This window comes from Catalinimonas alkaloidigena (assembly GCF_029504655.1).
Taxonomy (GTDB): domain Bacteria; phylum Bacteroidota; class Bacteroidia; order Cytophagales; family Cyclobacteriaceae; genus Catalinimonas; species Catalinimonas alkaloidigena.
The window spans coordinates 7,717,883-7,735,187 of the sequence record NZ_JAQFIL010000001.1 but is presented as its reverse complement, the minus strand read 5'-3'; the positions used below and the strand labels follow the sequence as shown (position 1 = coordinate 7,735,187).

Sequence of the window (17,305 nt, the reverse complement as noted above, 5' to 3'; positions counted from 1 at the left end):
CTCTCTGAAAGAGAGTAGCTTTGATCAGCTAAAATAGTGGCAAAACGCTCATTTTTTCAAGTTTCAGAATCCTTTCCGTCCGAAAGGGATGACAAAGGTAAGGCAGCTTTTTGATTCTGCAAACACTTTGTGAAAAATAATTGCAAATATTTTTATGATCACACACATGATCTCTTTTAAAGTACTCTATTAAGGCTTTTTAGTGATGTAAGAAAAAAAGAAGTCTTGCTCATAAATTGAGCAAGACTTACGTATTTGGAATTATTTAGCAGCCAATTATGCCTGATCTACCTCTTCTTTAAGTTTATTAATAGAAGCTTTAGCATCACCGAACAACATACGTGTCTTTTCACCGAAGAATAGTTGGTTTTGAATTCCCGCATAACCGGTACTCATACTTCTTTTGAGCACGATAACACTTTTTGCTTTTTCTACCTCTAAAATTGGCATGCCATGAATAGGGCTGGAGGGGTCGTCCTTTGCGGCAGGATTCACCACATCATTGGCCCCAATTACTAATACTACATCTGTAGTAGTCAGTTCTTTGTTAGCTTCTTCTAATTCTAATAATTTGGGATAGGGGACATCGGCTTCTGCCAAAAGTACATTCATATGTCCCGGCATACGGCCAGCCACCGGGTGAATCGCATATTTAAAATCCACTCCTTCTTCTTCCAGCATACTTTCCAGTTCGTGTACCGTATGCTGTGCCTGGGCTACTGCCATACCATAGCCTGGTACTACCATTACTTTGCTGGAATACTTTAGCTCAATGGCCAGGTCGCTGGGAGATACTTCTTTAACAATTTGCTCTCTTCCTTCGCCGGCGGGACCTCCACTACTACTAAAGCCACCGATGATTACATTGAAGAGAGAACGATTCATCGCCTGACACATGAGAATGGTGAGGATAGTGCCTGAAGCCCCTACCAGAATACCTCCTACCAGCATTACCTGGTTATTGTAGATTAGTCCTGCGAGAGCAGCACCAATCCCGGTGAAAGAGTTGAGTAATGAAATCACTACCGGCATATCGCCTCCCCCAATGGGAGTTACAAAGGTAATACCGTAGATCAAAGACACTGCCATTAGAATTAAGGCCCAGTTAAAGTCAGCAGTAGGCATGATCATAATGTAGATGATAAGGCCAATGACAGCTACCAACAATAAAGCATTGACTATACGAGGGTAAGGCACCGTAAGCGAATCGCGCAGGAAACCTTGTAATTTACCATAAGCCACCAAACTTCCGGTAAAGGAGATGCTACCTATAAAAAGGGCGAAAAGGGTGGTAAAAATCTGCCCGTTAAGTAAAGAGACACCCTCGGGATAATTATAAAACTCTACCAGAGATACTAAAAGCGCACAAGCCCCCCCCAGACCATTGAAGAGTGAAACCATCTCTGGCATAGCGGTCATCTGTACTTTTTTGGCGGCAGTAATACCAACCACCGATCCCAGTACAATGCCTCCAGCTACCCAGCCATAGTTGTTCTGCTCCACTCCCAGAGGGTACACCAGAGAGATTATAATGGCCAGGCCCATACCCCCAGCAGCTACCAAATTCCCATTCCGAGCTGTATCCGGGCTACTCAGCCTTTTCAAGCCGATAATGAAAAGAATTATACTAATGAGATATAGAAAGTCGTAAACAGAGGTTGTCATGTAAGGTTAGATCTAGCGTTAGATAAGCAAATGCAAAAGCTACTTCTTCTTCTTTTTGTTTTTAAACATATCCAGCATACGGTCAGTCACCGCATAGCCACCGACTACATTAATGCTGGCCAGAGCAATTCCCAAGAAGCCTAGAATCAGTATAAAATAATTAGTCGGATCTGCCTGACGAATTAGAATGATCGCTCCAATGATGACAACACCACTGATGGCATTAGCGCCTGACATCAAGGGGGTATGCAGTACGGTGGGTACTTTAGAAATCACTTCTGTTCCTAAAAAAATAGCAAAAACCAATATGTAAATCATTAAAAGGTTTTCACTTATAAAAGTAATGAGTGCGTCCATAAACTTTTGGTTTATAGTTTCAGGTTTTATTTTACTGCGTATACATTCTTTCCTTCCTGTACAATACAGGTTCCACTGATCAACTGATTTTCCATATCCAGTTGTAATTCTCCTTCTTTCAGAAGGACCTTAAGGAAATTGAATACATTTTTGGCAAAAAGCAGACTGGCATGCATGGGCATTTTTGCCTCAAGAGCAGAATCTCCTATAATGGTAATGCCTTTATGATCAATGGTCTTATCATTTTGTGTCAGTTCACAATTACCGCCACCAGCGGCTGCCAAATCAACTACCACGCTACCCGGCTTCATCTTCTCTATCATTTCTGTAGTAATCAGAATAGGCGCTTTCTTTCCTCTTAATAAGGCAGTAGTGATGATGACATCCGATTTTGTAGCGCGATCAAAAATCAGTTCTCGCTGTTTCTGTTTATAATCTTCGGTCTGTTCTACCGCATAACCACCAGCCGCCTTGTCATCCCGGGCACCTTCCACCTCAACAAATTTAGCGCCTAAGCTTTGTACTTCTTCCTTCACAGCCGGACGAGTATCAAAGGCCTCAACTACCGATCCCAGTCGTTTTGCAGTAGCAATGGCCTGTAAACCCGCTACACCCGCACCCAATACCAGTACTTTTGCAGGGGGAATACTACCTGCCGCAGTGGTTAGCATGGGAAAATAACGAGGTAGATGCGTTGCTGCCTCCAATACTGCACGATAACCTGCCATGGAAGCCATAGAAGATAGCACATCTTTATCCTGTGCCAGTGTGGTACGGGGCATCATGTCCATGCTAAACACATTGATGGGGTACTGACTTAGCTTTTCAGGAACAGTAGCATCTTCGTAAGGACGAAAGGAGGAAATTACGGAAGCCCCCTGAGGCAGCTTGCTTAAAACATCTTCAGCCGGGGGCCTGATACTTAACAACAAAGTAGTTTTGGAAATGATATCATCACGCTGGCTGATGGTTGCTCCCGCTTCCTGATACTCCGTATCTGAGATAAAAGTATTCTCGCCTGCGCCTGACTCGATGAGAACTTGGTTGTTGTCGGTTAGTTTTTTCACTACATCCGGAGTGAGTGCCACCCGGGTATCAGCTTCTTCTTTAAGAACGCCTATTATCATTGATCTAACTTATATTTAGCGTAAACATAAAAAATTTGTTCCTAATAAGTGGAGGTATACTCAAAAATCTTACATCTTAATGCCTAGTCCTTTTTACTTGGGCGCACCAATTTAGGCAAAAGAAATACAAGATGACAAATTTCTATGCAATCAGTTGCATTATTTTATACCTTTTGAGCTAAATATTTTTTTATAAATAGGTTTACGATAAAGAAATTGTAACCAAAGGACAGGCCACAGTAAAAAATCCAGCAAAGGAGAGGGAGACTTGAAGGTAATATCATCCACAATTGTACTTCCCTGACTATTCTTAATTATCCTGTGGCGGTGGTGCCAGTATTTTAAAAAAAAGGGAAGTCTGGTGCCCTTATCTATAAAGTAAAACTCTTCCTGATCAAAGTCATCCTCTACAATCTTACTTAGCCACTGCTGTTTAAAAAAGATAAAATTAAGTTCCAGGGCTACTGCATCCCCTTTCTTGCAACCATCAAAACGCAGTAGCCTTACCGGAGGAAACGGAGGATTGAGGCGCATAAAAAGTTCTTCATTAAACCCCTGCATTACTGTTTGATAGGGCTGCTCTACCGCGGTACTTATTTTTATGTTCATATATTTGGACTGTTCGCTGAGTTTACATGCAAAACAGTTAAGGAGCGCTTACGGTTTTAGCCATATCCTTTTGCATAGTCATTTATTCTCTTATTATTTCCTCCTTAGCATCAAAAAAGTGAGAAGGTTCGTGTAAAAGGTAGATTAATAGTTTAACACTGATTTTATTGTAGATGATTACGATAGTTGTGGGTACCAACAGAAAAAAAGCACTTTCAGCCGCCATCGCAGCCTATTACCAAAAGGTGCTGCAAGAAAAAGGTACAGAAAGTCAGGTCATAAATCTGGTAGATTTGCCTGCTGACTTTACGGCTACTGCCTTGTATGAAAATAATGGAAAGAACAATCAGTTTAATCGCTTCAGGCAGGTTTTTAAGGAGCACGAAAAATTTGTTTTTATCATTCCGGAGTATAATGGTTCATACCCAGGCGTGCTCAAAGCTTTTATTGACGGCATGGATTACCCCAGCGGCCTGCAGGGAAAAAAATGTGCTTTGGTGGGGCTATCTTCCGGTGTACAGGGAGCAAGTATACCGCTGAGTCACTTTACTGATGTACTACACTATCTGGGGATGCATGTGCTGGCCCTAAAAGTAAAGATGGGAGAGATTCATAGGTATATAAAAGAAAATCAGCTCACAAGCAAAGTCTACGATGAGACTCTTCGCCTGCAAGCTGATCAGCTTATAGCGTTTTAAATGATCTACTAATCTACGTTGTCGTGCAGAAACTTATTGTTACCGATGATATTATCATCATCATCTAATGAGTAACGCGACACATTGCGGTCATTGTAAGAAGGTGCGCTGTAGAGATGGATATTTCTTCTTACATAAGCCGGCTCATTGTAGAAATCTTCTTTCTTGAAAATGTCTTCACTGTTATCAGGGGAGCTGATGCTCTTACGACCCTTGAGTTTAAGCTTACGTTCGTAAGCTTCTTTCATCATCAAATACCTGCGGCTGGAAGACATCTCACGCAGTAGCTTCTCTTCTTCTTCTTTTTCCTGACGCTGCTGGTTATCGTCCTCTTCTTCCTCATCCTCAAAATTTTCAATTTCAAAAGGTGGAGAAGAAGGTGGCGATGGTGTATTACTCCTTTCCTGAGGCGGACTGTCCGGCGGACTGGCTTCCGATTTATCTTCCTTCTTAATTCTCTGGCTGGAGTCCAGGTCATAGACGCGCTTGGTTTCTTCCTCATCCTCACCTCTTTCATCGTTATTAAAGCCCGTAGCAATAACAGTAACCATAATCGCATCGCCCAGTGTATCATCCAGTCCATGACCGAAAATCACTTCTGCCTCTTCACCTGCTTCAGTCTGGATATGATCCGTGATTTCGGTAAGTTCATCCATCTGCATTTCAGCCTGCTCACCAGAGCGGATAGAAAGAAGAATTTTTCTTGCTCCCTTAATATTTTTGTCATCCAGCAGCGGTGAAGAAAGGGCTTCCTCGGCAGCACGCATAGCACGGTGCTCGCCTTCTGCTTTAGCAGACCCCATAACAGCTGCGCCTGATCCCGCCATTACCGTTTTCACATCTTCAAAGTCCACATTGATATAACCAGGAACCGTAATGATTTCGGCAATACTTTTGGCTGCGGTGGTTAGTATATTGTCTGCCTGAGCAAATGCATTGGTCAGGGTCAAATTACCATAAACTTCTCTGAGCTTATCGTTCAGAATTACGATCACGGTATCGCAATTATTTCTCAGTTCGCGGATACCTTCTTCGGCAGCACGCTGTTTCTTTTTACCTTCAAAAGCGAATGGCTGAGTTACAATACCCACGGTCAGGACCCCAAGCTCACGGGCTACTTTGGCAATTTCTGGGGCTGCGCCTGTACCAGTACCTCCTCCCATTCCGGCAGTGATGAACAACATACGGGTATCATTGCTCAACAACTCACGAATTTCTTCTTTGCTTTCTATTGCTGCCGCTTTTCCTTTTTCAGGATTGGCACCGGCACCCAAACCCCGGGTAAGCTCTCCACCTATCTGTAGTTTATTGGGCACAGGGCTAATTTCAAGCGCCTGAGCGTCGGTATTGCAGATGATAAACTCAACATCTTTGATACCCTGATTGTACATGTGATTTACAGCATTACTACCGCCGCCACCAACACCAATAACCTTGATGATGGATTTATGCTGAGTGGGTAGATCGAATTCATAACTTCTGTCAGCCATAGTCAAAAGGAGTTTAAATAATTACCGTGGTTAATTTTTTTATTTAAAGGAAAACCTTAATAGTTTTCTTTATCGTCAAAATCGTCAATAAGTATTTTTTTAGTTTTTTCCAGCATTTTACGAAAAAACATAGAGCCTTGCGCCTGCTCTTTTTCTTTTCGGGGCTTGTTGCCCTGCATCTCTTTGTTTTTCTTTCTGATGTAGTCCAGGTTTCGTTCATCAATGGCTTTGAAACCCGACAATACCAGGCCCACCGCTGTAGCGAACATCGGGCTCTTTACGGTTTCAATTTTGCTTTTACCCATGTACTCATTGGGGTAGCCAATACGAGCATCAGTGGCACACATGAGTTCGCAAAGCTCTTTAGCAAACTGTAGCTGTGAACCTCCTCCCGTTACGACTACGCCACCGGCAAGCTTATCCTCATAGCCGGAAGAGATGATTTCTGCATGTACCAGCTCAAAAATCTCCTGCATGCGGGCTTCAATGATATAAGCCAGATTTTTGATGGATATCTCTTTAGGCGGACGGTCTCTTAAACCGCGGATGGATACAATCTCATTGAAGCTCGCTTCTTCGGCTATAGCTTTACCAAATTTTACTTTCAGCAGTTCAGCCTGCTCTTCCATTACCGAACAACCTTGCTTGATATCCTGGGTAAGAATGTCACCACCAAAGGGTATTACCGCAGTATGGCGAATGATACCATCGTAGAAAATGGCCATATCTGTAGTACCACCTCCAATATCTACCAGGCAAACGCCAGCTCTCTTTTCTTCTTCGCTCAGTACTGCCAGGCTGGAAGCCAGAGGTTCCAGGATCAGGTTTTCTATTTCCAGGCCGGCTCTTTTCACACATTTGTTAATATTGTTGATGGCATGAGTCTGCGCCGTGATGATATGGAAGTCCGCTTCCAGTTTTACACCGGACATGCCTACCGGATCCACAATACCATCTTCGTAATCAACAGTATAGTGCTGTGGCATTACATGGATGATCTCACAGCCGGGGGGCGTGACAATACGATACATATCGTTGGTAAGACGCTCAATATCTTCCATACGAATTTCCTCATCCAGTGAATTGCGTGTGATGCTCCCATGATGGATTGAGCTTCTGATATGCTGACCGGCGATACCTACATTTACAGTATGTATCTCAATACCTGATTGTTCTTCAGCAGATTTGATTGCTTTTTCAATCGCGCTGATGGTCTTATCAATATTCGTCACGATACCTCTTCTGACACCTTCTGACTTCGCTTTGCCCATTCCCAGCACTTCCAGTTTTCCGTATTCATTTTTGCGACCTACAATGGCACAAATCTTCGTTGTGCCTATATCCAGTCCGACAACAATATTTTCTTCTTGCATAGCTTTTATTGATTAGTCACACACAATTTGGTCCTGGTATTTCAGGTTTACTTTGTTATAGTAATTCCATCCTTTACGTGGTAATACCTGCTCGTAAAAAACGGCTAACTTATTAAATTTCTCTGATATTTTTTCAGCTTTTCCGAATTCAATTAACTGCTTGCCTACCTGAGGATAAAGCAAGATATTTCCGTTTGATGCTATCTCCATCTGTGCAATTTGTGCTTTCCAGAATTCATCCTTATGGATAAAGTCTATCAGGCTAAATATTTGCGCTCCTTCCTCACTTTCTTTAATTTTTTGCCTGAGCAGCTTTCCGGTATATGATCCGCTGATCAGCATCACCCTCGCAGTGTATTTGTCAGAGACCGGAAGAATTTCTCCTTCGTCACTGATATAGGCATCAGGAGCATCGCTGCGTATGACCCGGGCTACCGGACGGTTCTGCTCTGCATATACCAGCAGGTTTCCTTTCACATCTCTGTACACCTCTGCCTTATGTACATATTTATTAGTTTCTATGCGCCCTTCCAGTGCTTTGAGGTCCAGCTCAAAATATTTTTTACCTACCACATTTTCTGCACCAGCATCGGTCATCAGCAGTTGAACATCCTGCTCATCAATGAAGTAGTTCTCATAGCGATCATCTACATGAATCAGTATGTGTTGGCAAACCTTTCCACTACGCCGCTTTTCCGTCATAGCGATGATGCTCACCATACACAAAGAGAAAAACCCGATTTTGACCCATCTTTTAAATTTCATAGCCATTATCTTTTTGAGTCAATCAAACTGATTACTTCCCTGGCAATATGCTCGGCTGCTTTTGGCCGGGCCAGATTTGCGATTTGCTCAGACAAAGCTTTCTGCTGCTGCTCATCCTTCAAAAGCTTGAGCGCAACATCTATCATCTGTTCTCTTGCATCACTGTCCATCACCATCAAAGCCGCATCCTGTTTCACCAGTGCCTCCGCATTTTTCCGCTGATGATCTTCCGAAACATTGGGAGAAGGCACAAAAACTGTCGGTTTGCGCACCAGTGCCAATTCTGAAATTGCCAATGCTCCTGCCCGGGAGATGACTACATCCGCGGCAGCATAGGCCAAATCCATCCTGCTCAAAAATTCATTTAACTTAATGCCCTGTTTTTGCTCCTTCGCATTAAGCCTGGCAGTCATTTCTTCATAATAAAATTTGCCACACTGCCATATTACCTGTGCACCCGCAGCCACCAGCTTATCAATTCCGGCAACCATACTATCATTCAAGGTTCTTGCACCCAAACTACCTCCTACTACCAGTATGGTCTTTTTGTTTGGGTCAAGCCCAAAAAATTTGAAAGCTTCTTCCTTTTTGCTCTCCAATACCTTCAGCCGCCAGGGCTACAATATCTTTTCGCACCGGATTTCCGGTGAAGACAATTTTTTCTTTAGGGAAGAACCTGTCCATCTCTTCATGGGCCACACACACTTTCTTCACTTTACCTGCCAGCAGTTTGTTGGTTAACCCTGCATAAGAGTTTTGCTCCTGCAAAAGTGATGGAATATTCTTCCAGCTTGCCGCGTACAATAAAGGCCCACTGGCAAAACCACCTACCCCCACCACCGCATCGGGGCGGAAGTCAGACAATATTTTAGAAGACTGAAACAGACTAGAGGTAACCTTCAGCGGGAAAGCCAGGTTATCCAACGTCAGCTTGCGCTGAATACCGCTGATCCACAGGCCGATAATTTTGTAGCCTGCTTCCGGCACTTTCTGCATTTCCATCCGTCCCTTAGCGCCTACAAAGAGGACCTCCGTACTAGGATGCAAAGACTGCAACGCATGCGCAATGGCAATGGCCGGATAGATATGCCCTCCGGTACCTCCACCACTGATGATTATGCGATATGGTCTTTTTTCTGCTTGCATTAGCCCAATTGATATTTTGATTCTTCTTCTTTTTGCTTGCTGGTACTCAGGATTATACCTAAGGCAATTCCGGTAAACAAGAGCGAAGTTCCTCCCATGCTCACCAATGGTAAAGGCAAACCGGTAATAGGACCAAGTCCAACTGCCACGCCCATATTGATCATCGCCTGTATGACGATGGCAAAGCTAAGTCCGGCGGACAGCAAGCCGCCAAAAGCTCTATCGCTTTTAGAAACGGCCTGCATACCACGGTAAAGCAAGGTTAAATACAAGAGGATCACTACAACGCCCCCTACTAAACCATACTCTTCTACTATAATGGCGAATACAAAGTCGGAATAAGAATGCGGCAAAATATTGCGCTGATCGCTATTGCCCCAGCCCTTGCCCTTTAGCCCGCCGGTAGCAATGGCGATATATGATTGTACTGCCTGAAAAGGCTCTTCTTCCCGGTCAATAAAATACTCCAGACGACTTCTGGCAGTTTCGGCACGCTGCCCCAAGAAGAGGGCGGCACTTCCAAACAAACCACCTACCAGTACCAGCATAAACAGATACTTGAGTGGTACCCGGCCGATGAACATCAGTAACATACAGGTGGCGAACAACATAGCTGCGGTAGAAATGTCGGATAGCGCAATCAACGCACAAATGCCACCACACCAGCAAAGTACTGGTATTAGCGTAGCTCTAAAGTTATTAATCGCCTGCTGACGACGGGATAACATACCTGCCAGGTGCGTGATCAGGGCCAGCTTAGCCAAATCAGAGGGCTGAAAAGCCTGATTGACCAACGGGATAGTGATCCAGCGCGAAGCCTGGTTGATGGTATTACCGTACATCCAGGTAAAGAGTAAAAGAGGTACAGACAGCCAAAGCGCAAATGTTGATACCCGGGCAAATATCCTATAGTTGGCCTTATGCACTACATACATTACCAGCAGGCTGATCATCAGCAAGGTAAGATGCTTGAACAAATAGTATTCGGTATTACCGCCCTGTAATCGATATGCCAGGGTACTGGTAGTACTGTATACCACCAGCACACCTGCTGCCGAAAGCAGTAATACTACCATCCAGATTACCGGATCTCCCTGTAAATATCGCTTTGCCAAAACCCTGATCATAACTATCGTATTTTGAGCGTTACCAGTGTTAAAATTGCCAGCATGAGTCCTACCAACCAGAAGCGAGTTACGATTTTAGCTTCGTGCAACCCCCCTTTCTGATAATGATGGTGCAGGGGGGACATTCTGAAAATTCGTCTCCCTTCGCCATATTTCTTCTTAGTGTATTTAAAATAAGACACTTGCATAATGACAGAAAGATTTTCTATCACAAAGATGCCGCACATCAAAGGAATCAGAATTTCCTTTCTTACAGCAAGCGCCAGTACCGCTATAATTCCGCCAATGGCAAGGCTGCCTGTGTCTCCCATAAATACCTGAGCAGGAAAAGAATTGTACCACAAAAAACCGATACATGCCCCTACAAAAGCCGTGGTAAATATTACTAACTCTCCCAGATCAGGTATATACATGATGTTGAGATACTGCGAAAAGCGCAAGTTACCCGACACATATATAAAGATAGCCAGTGCAAGTCCAATAATCGCTGAGGAGCCTGCTGCCAAGCCATCTATCCCATCCGTAATATTGGCTCCATTGGAGACGGCCGTGACGATAAAAGTGACTACCGCTAAGTAGATGATCCAGGTAAAGCGGTCATCTATATTTATAAGGCCAAATGTGACGAAAGATATAAGATTGTCATAGTCGGCCTCATTGCCCTTGACAAAAGGGATAGTAGTCTGGGTAGTTTTAATATCCTCATAAGCAGATTCTGGAATATCCAAGGCAGGATTATCAGACGAGGAAAACATTTCCAGAACACTTTCGTCAAACTCACGAACTACGACATCCTCATGGAAAAAAAGCGTTGATCCTACGATCAGGCCAACACCTACCTGTCCTACAATCTTGAACTTTCCGGCAAGGCCCTCTTTATTTTTTCTGAATACTTTGATGTAATCATCAAGAAACCCTACTAACCCCATCCATACGGTTACAACCAAAGCTAGAATGACGTAGATATTTTCCAGGCGGGCAAAGAGCAAGGTAGGGATGATGATCGCTGCCAGGATAATCAGTCCACCCATTGTAGGGGTTCCTTTTTTCTGTAACTGTCCTTCCAGCCCCAAATCCCGGATTTCTTCCCCCACCTGTTTCTTTTGGAGCAGATTGATAAGTTGCTTACCGAAAGTGATCGTGATAATCAATGAAAAAAGTATAGACATTCCTGCCCTGAAGGAGAGAAATTGGAAAACTCCGGCTCCTGGTAAGTCGAACTCACGATTCAGATAGTCAAACAGATAATACAGCATAGTCTCTTTTGGCTTTTAGCTCAGTGCTATTTGCCCTTTTGCATTTGATTAAATACTTCCTCAATCACCTGAAAATCATCAAAGTCATGTTTTACCCCATTGATTTCCTGATAAGTTTCATGCCCTTTCCCCGCAACCAATACAATATCCATTGCCTGTGCCATCATACAGGCAGTTCTTATTGCTTCCTTACGGTTTGTAATCGATAGTACCTTTTTGTAATTCGCAGCACTTACTCCGGCACGCATATCTTCAATAATCTGCTCAGGGTCTTCGCTTCTGGGATTATCAGAAGTGAGGATCACCTTATCACTGTAGCGAGTAGCGATGGCCGCCATCTCAGGACGCTTGGTCTTATCTCTGTCTCCCCCACAGCCCACCACACAAATCACCTGCTCATTTTTGGTACGCACTTTCTGAATGGTTTTCAACACATTGTCCAAAGCATCCGGTGTATGCGCATAATCCACGATAGCAGTTACTCCGGTAGGCGAGACCATCTGCTCAAAGCGACCTCTGGCCGGCTGTACATCCGAAAGTTGTGTCAGTACATCTTCATGGGGCTCACCCAGCAGTATCCCTACTCCGTAAGCAGCCAGCAAATTATAAGCATTGAAGTCGCCAATGAGCTTGAACCAAACGTGCTGCGAAGGTATATCTTTTCCCCCGATTTCCATCTCCAATCCATGTAGTGAGTTGGATAAAACTTTGCCTTTAAAATCGCTGGCGCTCTTTAGTGAAAAAGTATTTTTGCTGGCTTTGGTATTTTGCAACATGATCTGTCCCCGCTTATCGTCAATATTTACCAAAGCAAATGCATCGGATCCTAATTCATCAAAAAGTCTCTTCTTGGCATTAATGTAGTTTTCAAAAGTTTTATGATAGTCCAGATGGTCATGCGTGATATTGCTGAATACCGCTCCAGCATATTCGATTCCGGCGATGCGGCGCTGGTCAATCGCATGTGAGCTAGACTCCATAAAACAATGGGTACAACCTTCCTTCACCATCTGTGCCATTAGCGCATTGAGTTGTACCGCATCAGGCGTAGTATGGGTAGCAGGAATAATTTTGTCATTGATTTTATTATTGACTGTGGAAAGCAAGCCCGTATTATAGCCCAGCTTAATAAACAATTGTTGTAACAAAGTCACCACAGTGGTTTTACCATTCGTACCGGTAATGCCTACAACTTTCATTTTAGAAGAAGGATTACCATAAAAGTTAGATGCAATGATTCCCAGTGCTTCTGCACTATGTTCTACTTCCACATAGGTGATACCCTCCTGAGTTTTCGCTGGCATCCGCTCACATACAATGGCTACCGCTCCCTTTTGGATAGACGAATCAATGAACTGATGTCCATCCACCTGAGTGCCGCTTACTGCTACAAAGACACTTCCCTGCTCCACTTTGCGAGAGTCAAACACGATAGCAGACACTTCAATAAAAGTATCGCCTACTGTTGAGCGAAGGGAAACTTTGTATAGTATATCTTTCAGACTCGCCATATCTCTCCTATCCTAATTGTAAATTAATTTTACTTCCTTTGATTACTTTATTGCCAGGCTGCTGCGATTGTTTTAAAACTCTGCCATTTCCCTGATAATTTACCCGCAAACCACGGTTTTCTAACAGAAAAATCGCATCACGCATTGTCATTCCACGTACATCAGGTATGTATTCAAAGGAGGTACTGCTTTCTTTCCAGTTTACTTTATTACCCGCCCTTTGCGCTCTTACCCATTCGGCAGCATCAGTAGGCTCATGCTCTATTTGCAAGGTTTTCATTACGGTCTGTAAATCGTCGTATCGCCCGGCCTGTATGACGGGAAACACCCCTTCCTCGCGAACAAACTGCTTAGGCAGTGACTCATGAATCTCCAGGTCGGTAGCGTATATTTTGTCCGCAATGTTTTTGAACACCGGAGCAGCTACACTACTGGCGTACCTTTGAAAACCTTTGGGGTCATCAATGACTACAATGCAACTATACTTGGGAGCATCTGCAGGGAAGTAACCTACAAAAGATGTATAGTACTGACGTATATAGCGTCCGTTTTTTAGTTTTTGTGCTGTCCCGGTTTTACCAGCAATTTTATAGTAACTATTCTTGATATTGCTGGCAGTACCTTCTTCTACCACACTCTCTAGCATAACCTTCACCTTTTCCAGCGTTTCGCGAGAACAGATCTGCTCGTTCAAAACTCCACTTTCATAAGTTTCCATCTCTTTGTCTGCCTGCTTGACTGACTTTACAATGATAGGCTGTATCATTTTGCCATCATTAGCAACAGCATTGTAAAAAGCAAGCACCTGTATAGGCGTCAATTTCAACTCATAACCGATGGACATCCAGGGTAAGGAGACGCCACTCCAACTTTTATCCCCTGGCAGTTTAATATAAGGCATCCCTTCTCCCTTGATCTGGAAACCCACCCGGTCTGCCAACCCCATGCTCTGGATATAATTTACAAAGCGTTCAGGCTTCAGCCCAAAGTGATGATTTACCCAGCGGGAAATGGCGATGTTGGAAGAATGAGAAAAGGCATCTTTAAAACTGATCATACCGTATCCTCCATATTCATGGTCGGTCATCACCCTGTCATAAAACTCATACTTACCATCTCCAGCGTCAATGCTATCGTTCAGGTTGAGATGCGCTTCTTCCATCAAGGCGATTACGGAAGCCAGCTTAAAAGTAGAGCCCGGCTCGGTAAGCCCACCTACCGCATGATTATAGCTTTCGCCATAGTTTCCATTCTGGTAGCGGGTCAGGTTGGAGATTGCTTTGACCTCTCCTGTTTTCACTTCCATCACTACTGCTGCACCATAATCTGCTTCGTGTTCTATTAAGGCCTTCATCAAAGATGACTGCGCCACATCCTGTATATTGACATCAATAGTGCTGACAATATCATATCCGGCAACCGGCTTCACCTGGGTACCATCGTAGATAGGCTTCCAGTAGCTTCCTGCCATTTTCTGAAATAAGCCTTTCCCATCTCTGCCTGCCAGGTGCTCATTGAAGCTATACTCCAGGCCAGCACCTTTGCTATTTTCGTTGATATGCCCGATAGTACGCGCTCCCAGAAATGAGAAAGGCTTATAACGCTCATTCACTTTTTCAAAAATCACTCCGCCACCGTATTTTCCTTTACGGAAGACCGGCCAGCGTTCCATCTCTTTCTTAGCAAGGTAGTTGATCTTCTCTCTGTTCAGTATCAGATACTGACGGCCTTTGGCACGAGCATTTAGAATACGACGCTTATATTCTACCGGACTGTGATCTCCGAAGAAGCGGGAAAGCAGCATAGAAAGAGAATCTACAGAAGATTCCATCAACTCGTCACTGGCAATAGAAGGGTCAAAAGCCACTCTATAAAAAGGCAGAGAAGTAGCAAGCAGGCTACCGTCTTCCGCATAGATGTTTCCTCTTACTGCCGGAATAGTTTTGTACTGCAGGTTAATCTCTTCCGCCATAGCCTTCCACTTTTCTCCTTCTATAAACTGAATCTCAGCCATGCGGAAAAAGAGCGCCAAAGCAAAAAGGGATACTACCAAAAAGGCAATCCTTACACGGAGCAATATGGATCTTTTGATACTCACTTTTCTTCCACTATAATTTTGTGTGGTGGTGTTTCACTTTCTTCCAGCCCAAGCTTCTTCACTCGCTTGGCCACCTCCGACTGCTTGCTCTCAAACATATAATCCGCCTTGAGCGTGGTATAGTTTGCCCGCAGGTCTTCCACCTCTTCATCAAGGCGATTGATTTTTCTGATGGTTTTCTCTGCGTAATGGTTATTACCAATATAAAACAAGCCCAGGCAGGTAAAGTAGAGCACATAGGGAACAAAGCGTACCGGCAAACCACTATCAAAGGAAGTGTCCACTTTGAGCAGACGATCTATCTTGGAGAAAAGACTTTCTCCCTTGGGCCTGCTTTCTTTTGTTTTTACTTTATACCTGTTCTTTACTGCGGTCTTCATAGTTTAGCGTTTTTCAGCAATTCTCAATTTTGCACTTCTCGCCCTGTTGTTTTCCCTGATTTCTTCCTGCGAAGGCATCAGCGGCTTCTTATTTACAGCTCTTAGAGGCAGTTGGGGATTCCCATAAAAATCCTTTTCCACCTCTCCGTACAGCTTCCCTTTATTAATGATATTTTTAACCAGTCTGTCTTCCAGCGAATGATAAGAGATCACCACCAGCCTACCGCCGGGAGCCAGCAGCTCTACGCTCTGCTCCAGCATCTCTTCCAACGCTTTGATTTCATCGTTCACTTCTAACCTTAACGCTTGAAACACCTGTGCGTAGTATTTAGCCTCTCGACCTTTTGGCGCAAATTTGTTCAGCACCTGCTTTAAATCTTCTACTGTTTCAATCGTTTTATTAGTCCTGGCCGCTACTATAGCCTGCGCCAGTGTCTTTGCATTCTTCACTTCTCCGTACATTCCCAGCAGCTGATGCAGCGCTTTTTCACTATAGGTGTTGACTACTTCTCTTGCTGTACGCTGCGCCTGCTGATTCATCCGCATATCCAGTTCCGCTTCAAAGCGGGTAGAGAAACCACGATCGGGGACGTCAAATTGATGCGACGAAACTCCAAGATCAGCCAGAATTCCATCCACTTCACTTACTCCATACAACTTCAGATAGCGCTTGAGATGACGGAAATTCGCCTGAATAAAAGTTAGATTCATCCCCTCAGCATTCTCTGCCGCATCCTGATCCTGATCGAGGGCAAAAAGCCTTCCTCCCTGCAAGCGCTCCAAAATAGCAGTGCTATGTCCACCTCCCCCGAAAGTCAGATCCACGTAGACCCCCTCTGGCTTCCATACGAGCCCCTCCACACTCTGCTGAAGAAATACGGGTTTATGATACATGACTTTCAGTGATAAGCTCATCTTTACTATCTAAATGTTTCTCTGCCAAGCTCGAATATTCTTCATGGTCACCCACCAAGTAATTCTCAAAAGTAATCGGGTTCCAGATCTCCAGCACCTTACCATTCCCCGCGATGATTGCCTCTCTTCCCAACCTCGCGTACTGGGCCATTCTCTTAGGTATTAAAAACCTCCCCATGTTGTCCAACTCCACTTCTGCACTACCTCTAAAAAAATTGCGCTGTAATCTTCTTTGTTCTTCATTAAAACTACTGAGTGAAGAGAATTTTTCGTAAATTTTAGCGTACTCTTCAATCGTATATATAATCAGGCAAGGTTCAAATCCCTGGCTGAGTACAATTTCATGCTTGGAACATTCCGGTAGCTTTGCTTTAACCTTAGCAGGAAGCAACAGTCTGCCCTTGGCATCCATCTTGCATTCGTACTCACCGGTGAAAATTGCCATGTAATAAATTAACTATCTAAAACAAACTTACTAAAAGTAATGCGAACTTCCTCCACTTCTTCCCACTTTTTACCACGCTTTTTTACAATTTTTTACATCAAAAACTTACGTTTCTGTCCAATTTAGAGGGATATTCTTATTAAAAGTACAAAATGGCACTTTAATATAACATATGTTATTTTTTATTATTTTATGTTATTGATTGACCTGTATTTTACTAACAAAGGTTAGTGGGCGACTCAAATAAAATACAGAAACCGTTTTTTGATTGAGGGGATAGATGAGCTTGCTATCAGCCATAATGAACACAGAGAGCTGCCACAAAAAAGTTCGTAAAATACAA

17 protein-coding genes are annotated in these 17,305 nt (G+C 43.7%); 1 reads left to right on the top strand and 16 read right to left on the bottom strand.

Annotated features, from left to right (window positions below):
- Positions 1–276 precede the first annotated feature (276 nt).
- The 4 genes from OKW21_RS31520 to OKW21_RS31505 all read right to left on the bottom strand — a co-directional run bounded on the left by OKW21_RS31520 (position 277) and on the right by OKW21_RS31505 (position 3,758).
- Positions 277–1,665 (bottom strand): NAD(P)(+) transhydrogenase (Re/Si-specific) subunit beta, encoded by a 1,389-nt coding sequence (locus OKW21_RS31520; RefSeq protein ID WP_277487577.1) that lies wholly within the window; start codon positions 1,663–1,665, stop codon positions 277–279.
- Positions 1,666–1,704: 39 nt separating this feature from the next.
- Complete coding sequence (locus tag OKW21_RS31515) at positions 1,705–2,022, bottom strand: NAD(P) transhydrogenase subunit alpha part 2 (RefSeq protein ID WP_277487574.1); 318 nt, start codon at positions 2,020–2,022, stop codon at positions 1,705–1,707.
- 26 nt (positions 2,023–2,048) lie between these two features.
- Complete coding sequence (locus OKW21_RS31510) at positions 2,049–3,149, bottom strand: Re/Si-specific NAD(P)(+) transhydrogenase subunit alpha (protein ID WP_277487572.1); 1,101 nt, start codon at positions 3,147–3,149, stop codon at positions 2,049–2,051.
- Positions 3,150–3,308: 159 nt separating this feature from the next.
- On the bottom strand, positions 3,309–3,758 hold the full coding sequence (locus OKW21_RS31505) for an SRPBCC family protein (protein WP_277487570.1): 450 nt from the start codon (positions 3,756–3,758) through the stop codon (positions 3,309–3,311).
- A 173-nt stretch (positions 3,759–3,931) separates the two neighbouring features.
- Here OKW21_RS31505 and OKW21_RS31500 point away from each other — a divergent pair, with 173 nt between their 5' ends.
- Entirely contained in the window at positions 3,932–4,456 is a 525-nt protein-coding gene (locus OKW21_RS31500) for an NADPH-dependent FMN reductase (protein ID WP_277487568.1), read from the top strand.
- An 8-nt stretch (positions 4,457–4,464) separates the two neighbouring features.
- Here OKW21_RS31500 and ftsZ read toward each other — a convergent pair whose 3' ends face one another.
- Genes ftsZ through mraZ form a run of 12 tightly spaced genes read right to left on the bottom strand, consistent with a single transcriptional unit; the run spans position 4,465 to position 16,962 of the window.
- Positions 4,465–5,946: a cell division protein FtsZ gene (gene ftsZ, locus OKW21_RS31495; protein ID WP_277487566.1), complete on the bottom strand. Its 1,482-nt coding sequence runs from the start codon at positions 5,944–5,946 to the stop codon at positions 4,465–4,467.
- A 56-nt stretch (positions 5,947–6,002) separates the two neighbouring features.
- On the bottom strand, positions 6,003–7,319 hold the full coding sequence (ftsA, locus tag OKW21_RS31490) for a cell division protein FtsA (RefSeq protein WP_277487564.1): 1,317 nt from the start codon (positions 7,317–7,319) through the stop codon (positions 6,003–6,005).
- Positions 7,320–7,331: 12 nt separating this feature from the next.
- Entirely contained in the window at positions 7,332–8,084 is a 753-nt protein-coding gene (locus tag OKW21_RS31485; RefSeq protein ID WP_277487562.1) for a cell division protein FtsQ/DivIB, read from the bottom strand.
- 5 nt (positions 8,085–8,089) lie between these two features.
- Entirely contained in the window at positions 8,090–8,683 is a 594-nt protein-coding gene (locus tag OKW21_RS32655) for a UDP-N-acetylglucosamine--N-acetylmuramyl-(pentapeptide) pyrophosphoryl-undecaprenol N-acetylglucosamine transferase (RefSeq protein ID WP_338130109.1), read from the bottom strand.
- Positions 8,640–9,230, bottom strand: coding sequence for a UDP-N-acetylglucosamine--N-acetylmuramyl-(pentapeptide) pyrophosphoryl-undecaprenol N-acetylglucosamine transferase (locus OKW21_RS32650; protein ID WP_338130108.1), 591 nt, complete (start codon positions 9,228–9,230; stop codon positions 8,640–8,642). Before OKW21_RS32650 ends, OKW21_RS32655 begins: the two co-directional genes overlap by 44 nt.
- Positions 9,230–10,357 (bottom strand): FtsW/RodA/SpoVE family cell cycle protein, encoded by a 1,128-nt coding sequence (locus tag OKW21_RS31475; protein ID WP_277487560.1) that lies wholly within the window; start codon positions 10,355–10,357, stop codon positions 9,230–9,232. The genes OKW21_RS32650 and OKW21_RS31475 overlap by 1 nt, the downstream gene beginning before the upstream one ends.
- A gap of 2 nt (positions 10,358–10,359) precedes the next feature.
- Complete coding sequence (gene mraY / locus OKW21_RS31470) at positions 10,360–11,613, bottom strand: phospho-N-acetylmuramoyl-pentapeptide-transferase (RefSeq protein WP_277487559.1); 1,254 nt, start codon at positions 11,611–11,613, stop codon at positions 10,360–10,362.
- Between the two features lie 26 nt (positions 11,614–11,639).
- Positions 11,640–13,124: a UDP-N-acetylmuramoyl-L-alanyl-D-glutamate--2,6-diaminopimelate ligase gene (locus OKW21_RS31465; RefSeq protein ID WP_277487557.1), complete on the bottom strand. Its 1,485-nt coding sequence runs from the start codon at positions 13,122–13,124 to the stop codon at positions 11,640–11,642.
- A 7-nt stretch (positions 13,125–13,131) separates the two neighbouring features.
- The gene (locus OKW21_RS31460; RefSeq protein WP_277487555.1) at positions 13,132–15,222 is read right to left on the bottom strand and encodes a penicillin-binding protein; all 2,091 of its coding nucleotides are present in this window, start codon (positions 15,220–15,222) and stop codon (positions 13,132–13,134) included.
- Complete coding sequence (locus tag OKW21_RS31455; protein WP_277487553.1) at positions 15,219–15,602, bottom strand: FtsL-like putative cell division protein; 384 nt, start codon at positions 15,600–15,602, stop codon at positions 15,219–15,221. The genes OKW21_RS31460 and OKW21_RS31455 overlap by 4 nt, the downstream gene beginning before the upstream one ends.
- A 3-nt stretch (positions 15,603–15,605) precedes the next feature.
- Positions 15,606–16,496 carry a 16S rRNA (cytosine(1402)-N(4))-methyltransferase RsmH gene (gene rsmH, locus OKW21_RS31450; protein ID WP_277487551.1) on the bottom strand — a complete coding sequence of 297 codons (891 nt, stop codon included), beginning with the start codon at positions 16,494–16,496 and terminating at the stop codon, positions 15,606–15,608.
- On the bottom strand, positions 16,486–16,962 hold the full coding sequence (gene mraZ, locus OKW21_RS31445) for a division/cell wall cluster transcriptional repressor MraZ (RefSeq protein ID WP_277487549.1): 477 nt from the start codon (positions 16,960–16,962) through the stop codon (positions 16,486–16,488). Before mraZ ends, rsmH begins: the two co-directional genes overlap by 11 nt.
- Positions 16,963–17,305 lie beyond the last annotated feature (343 nt).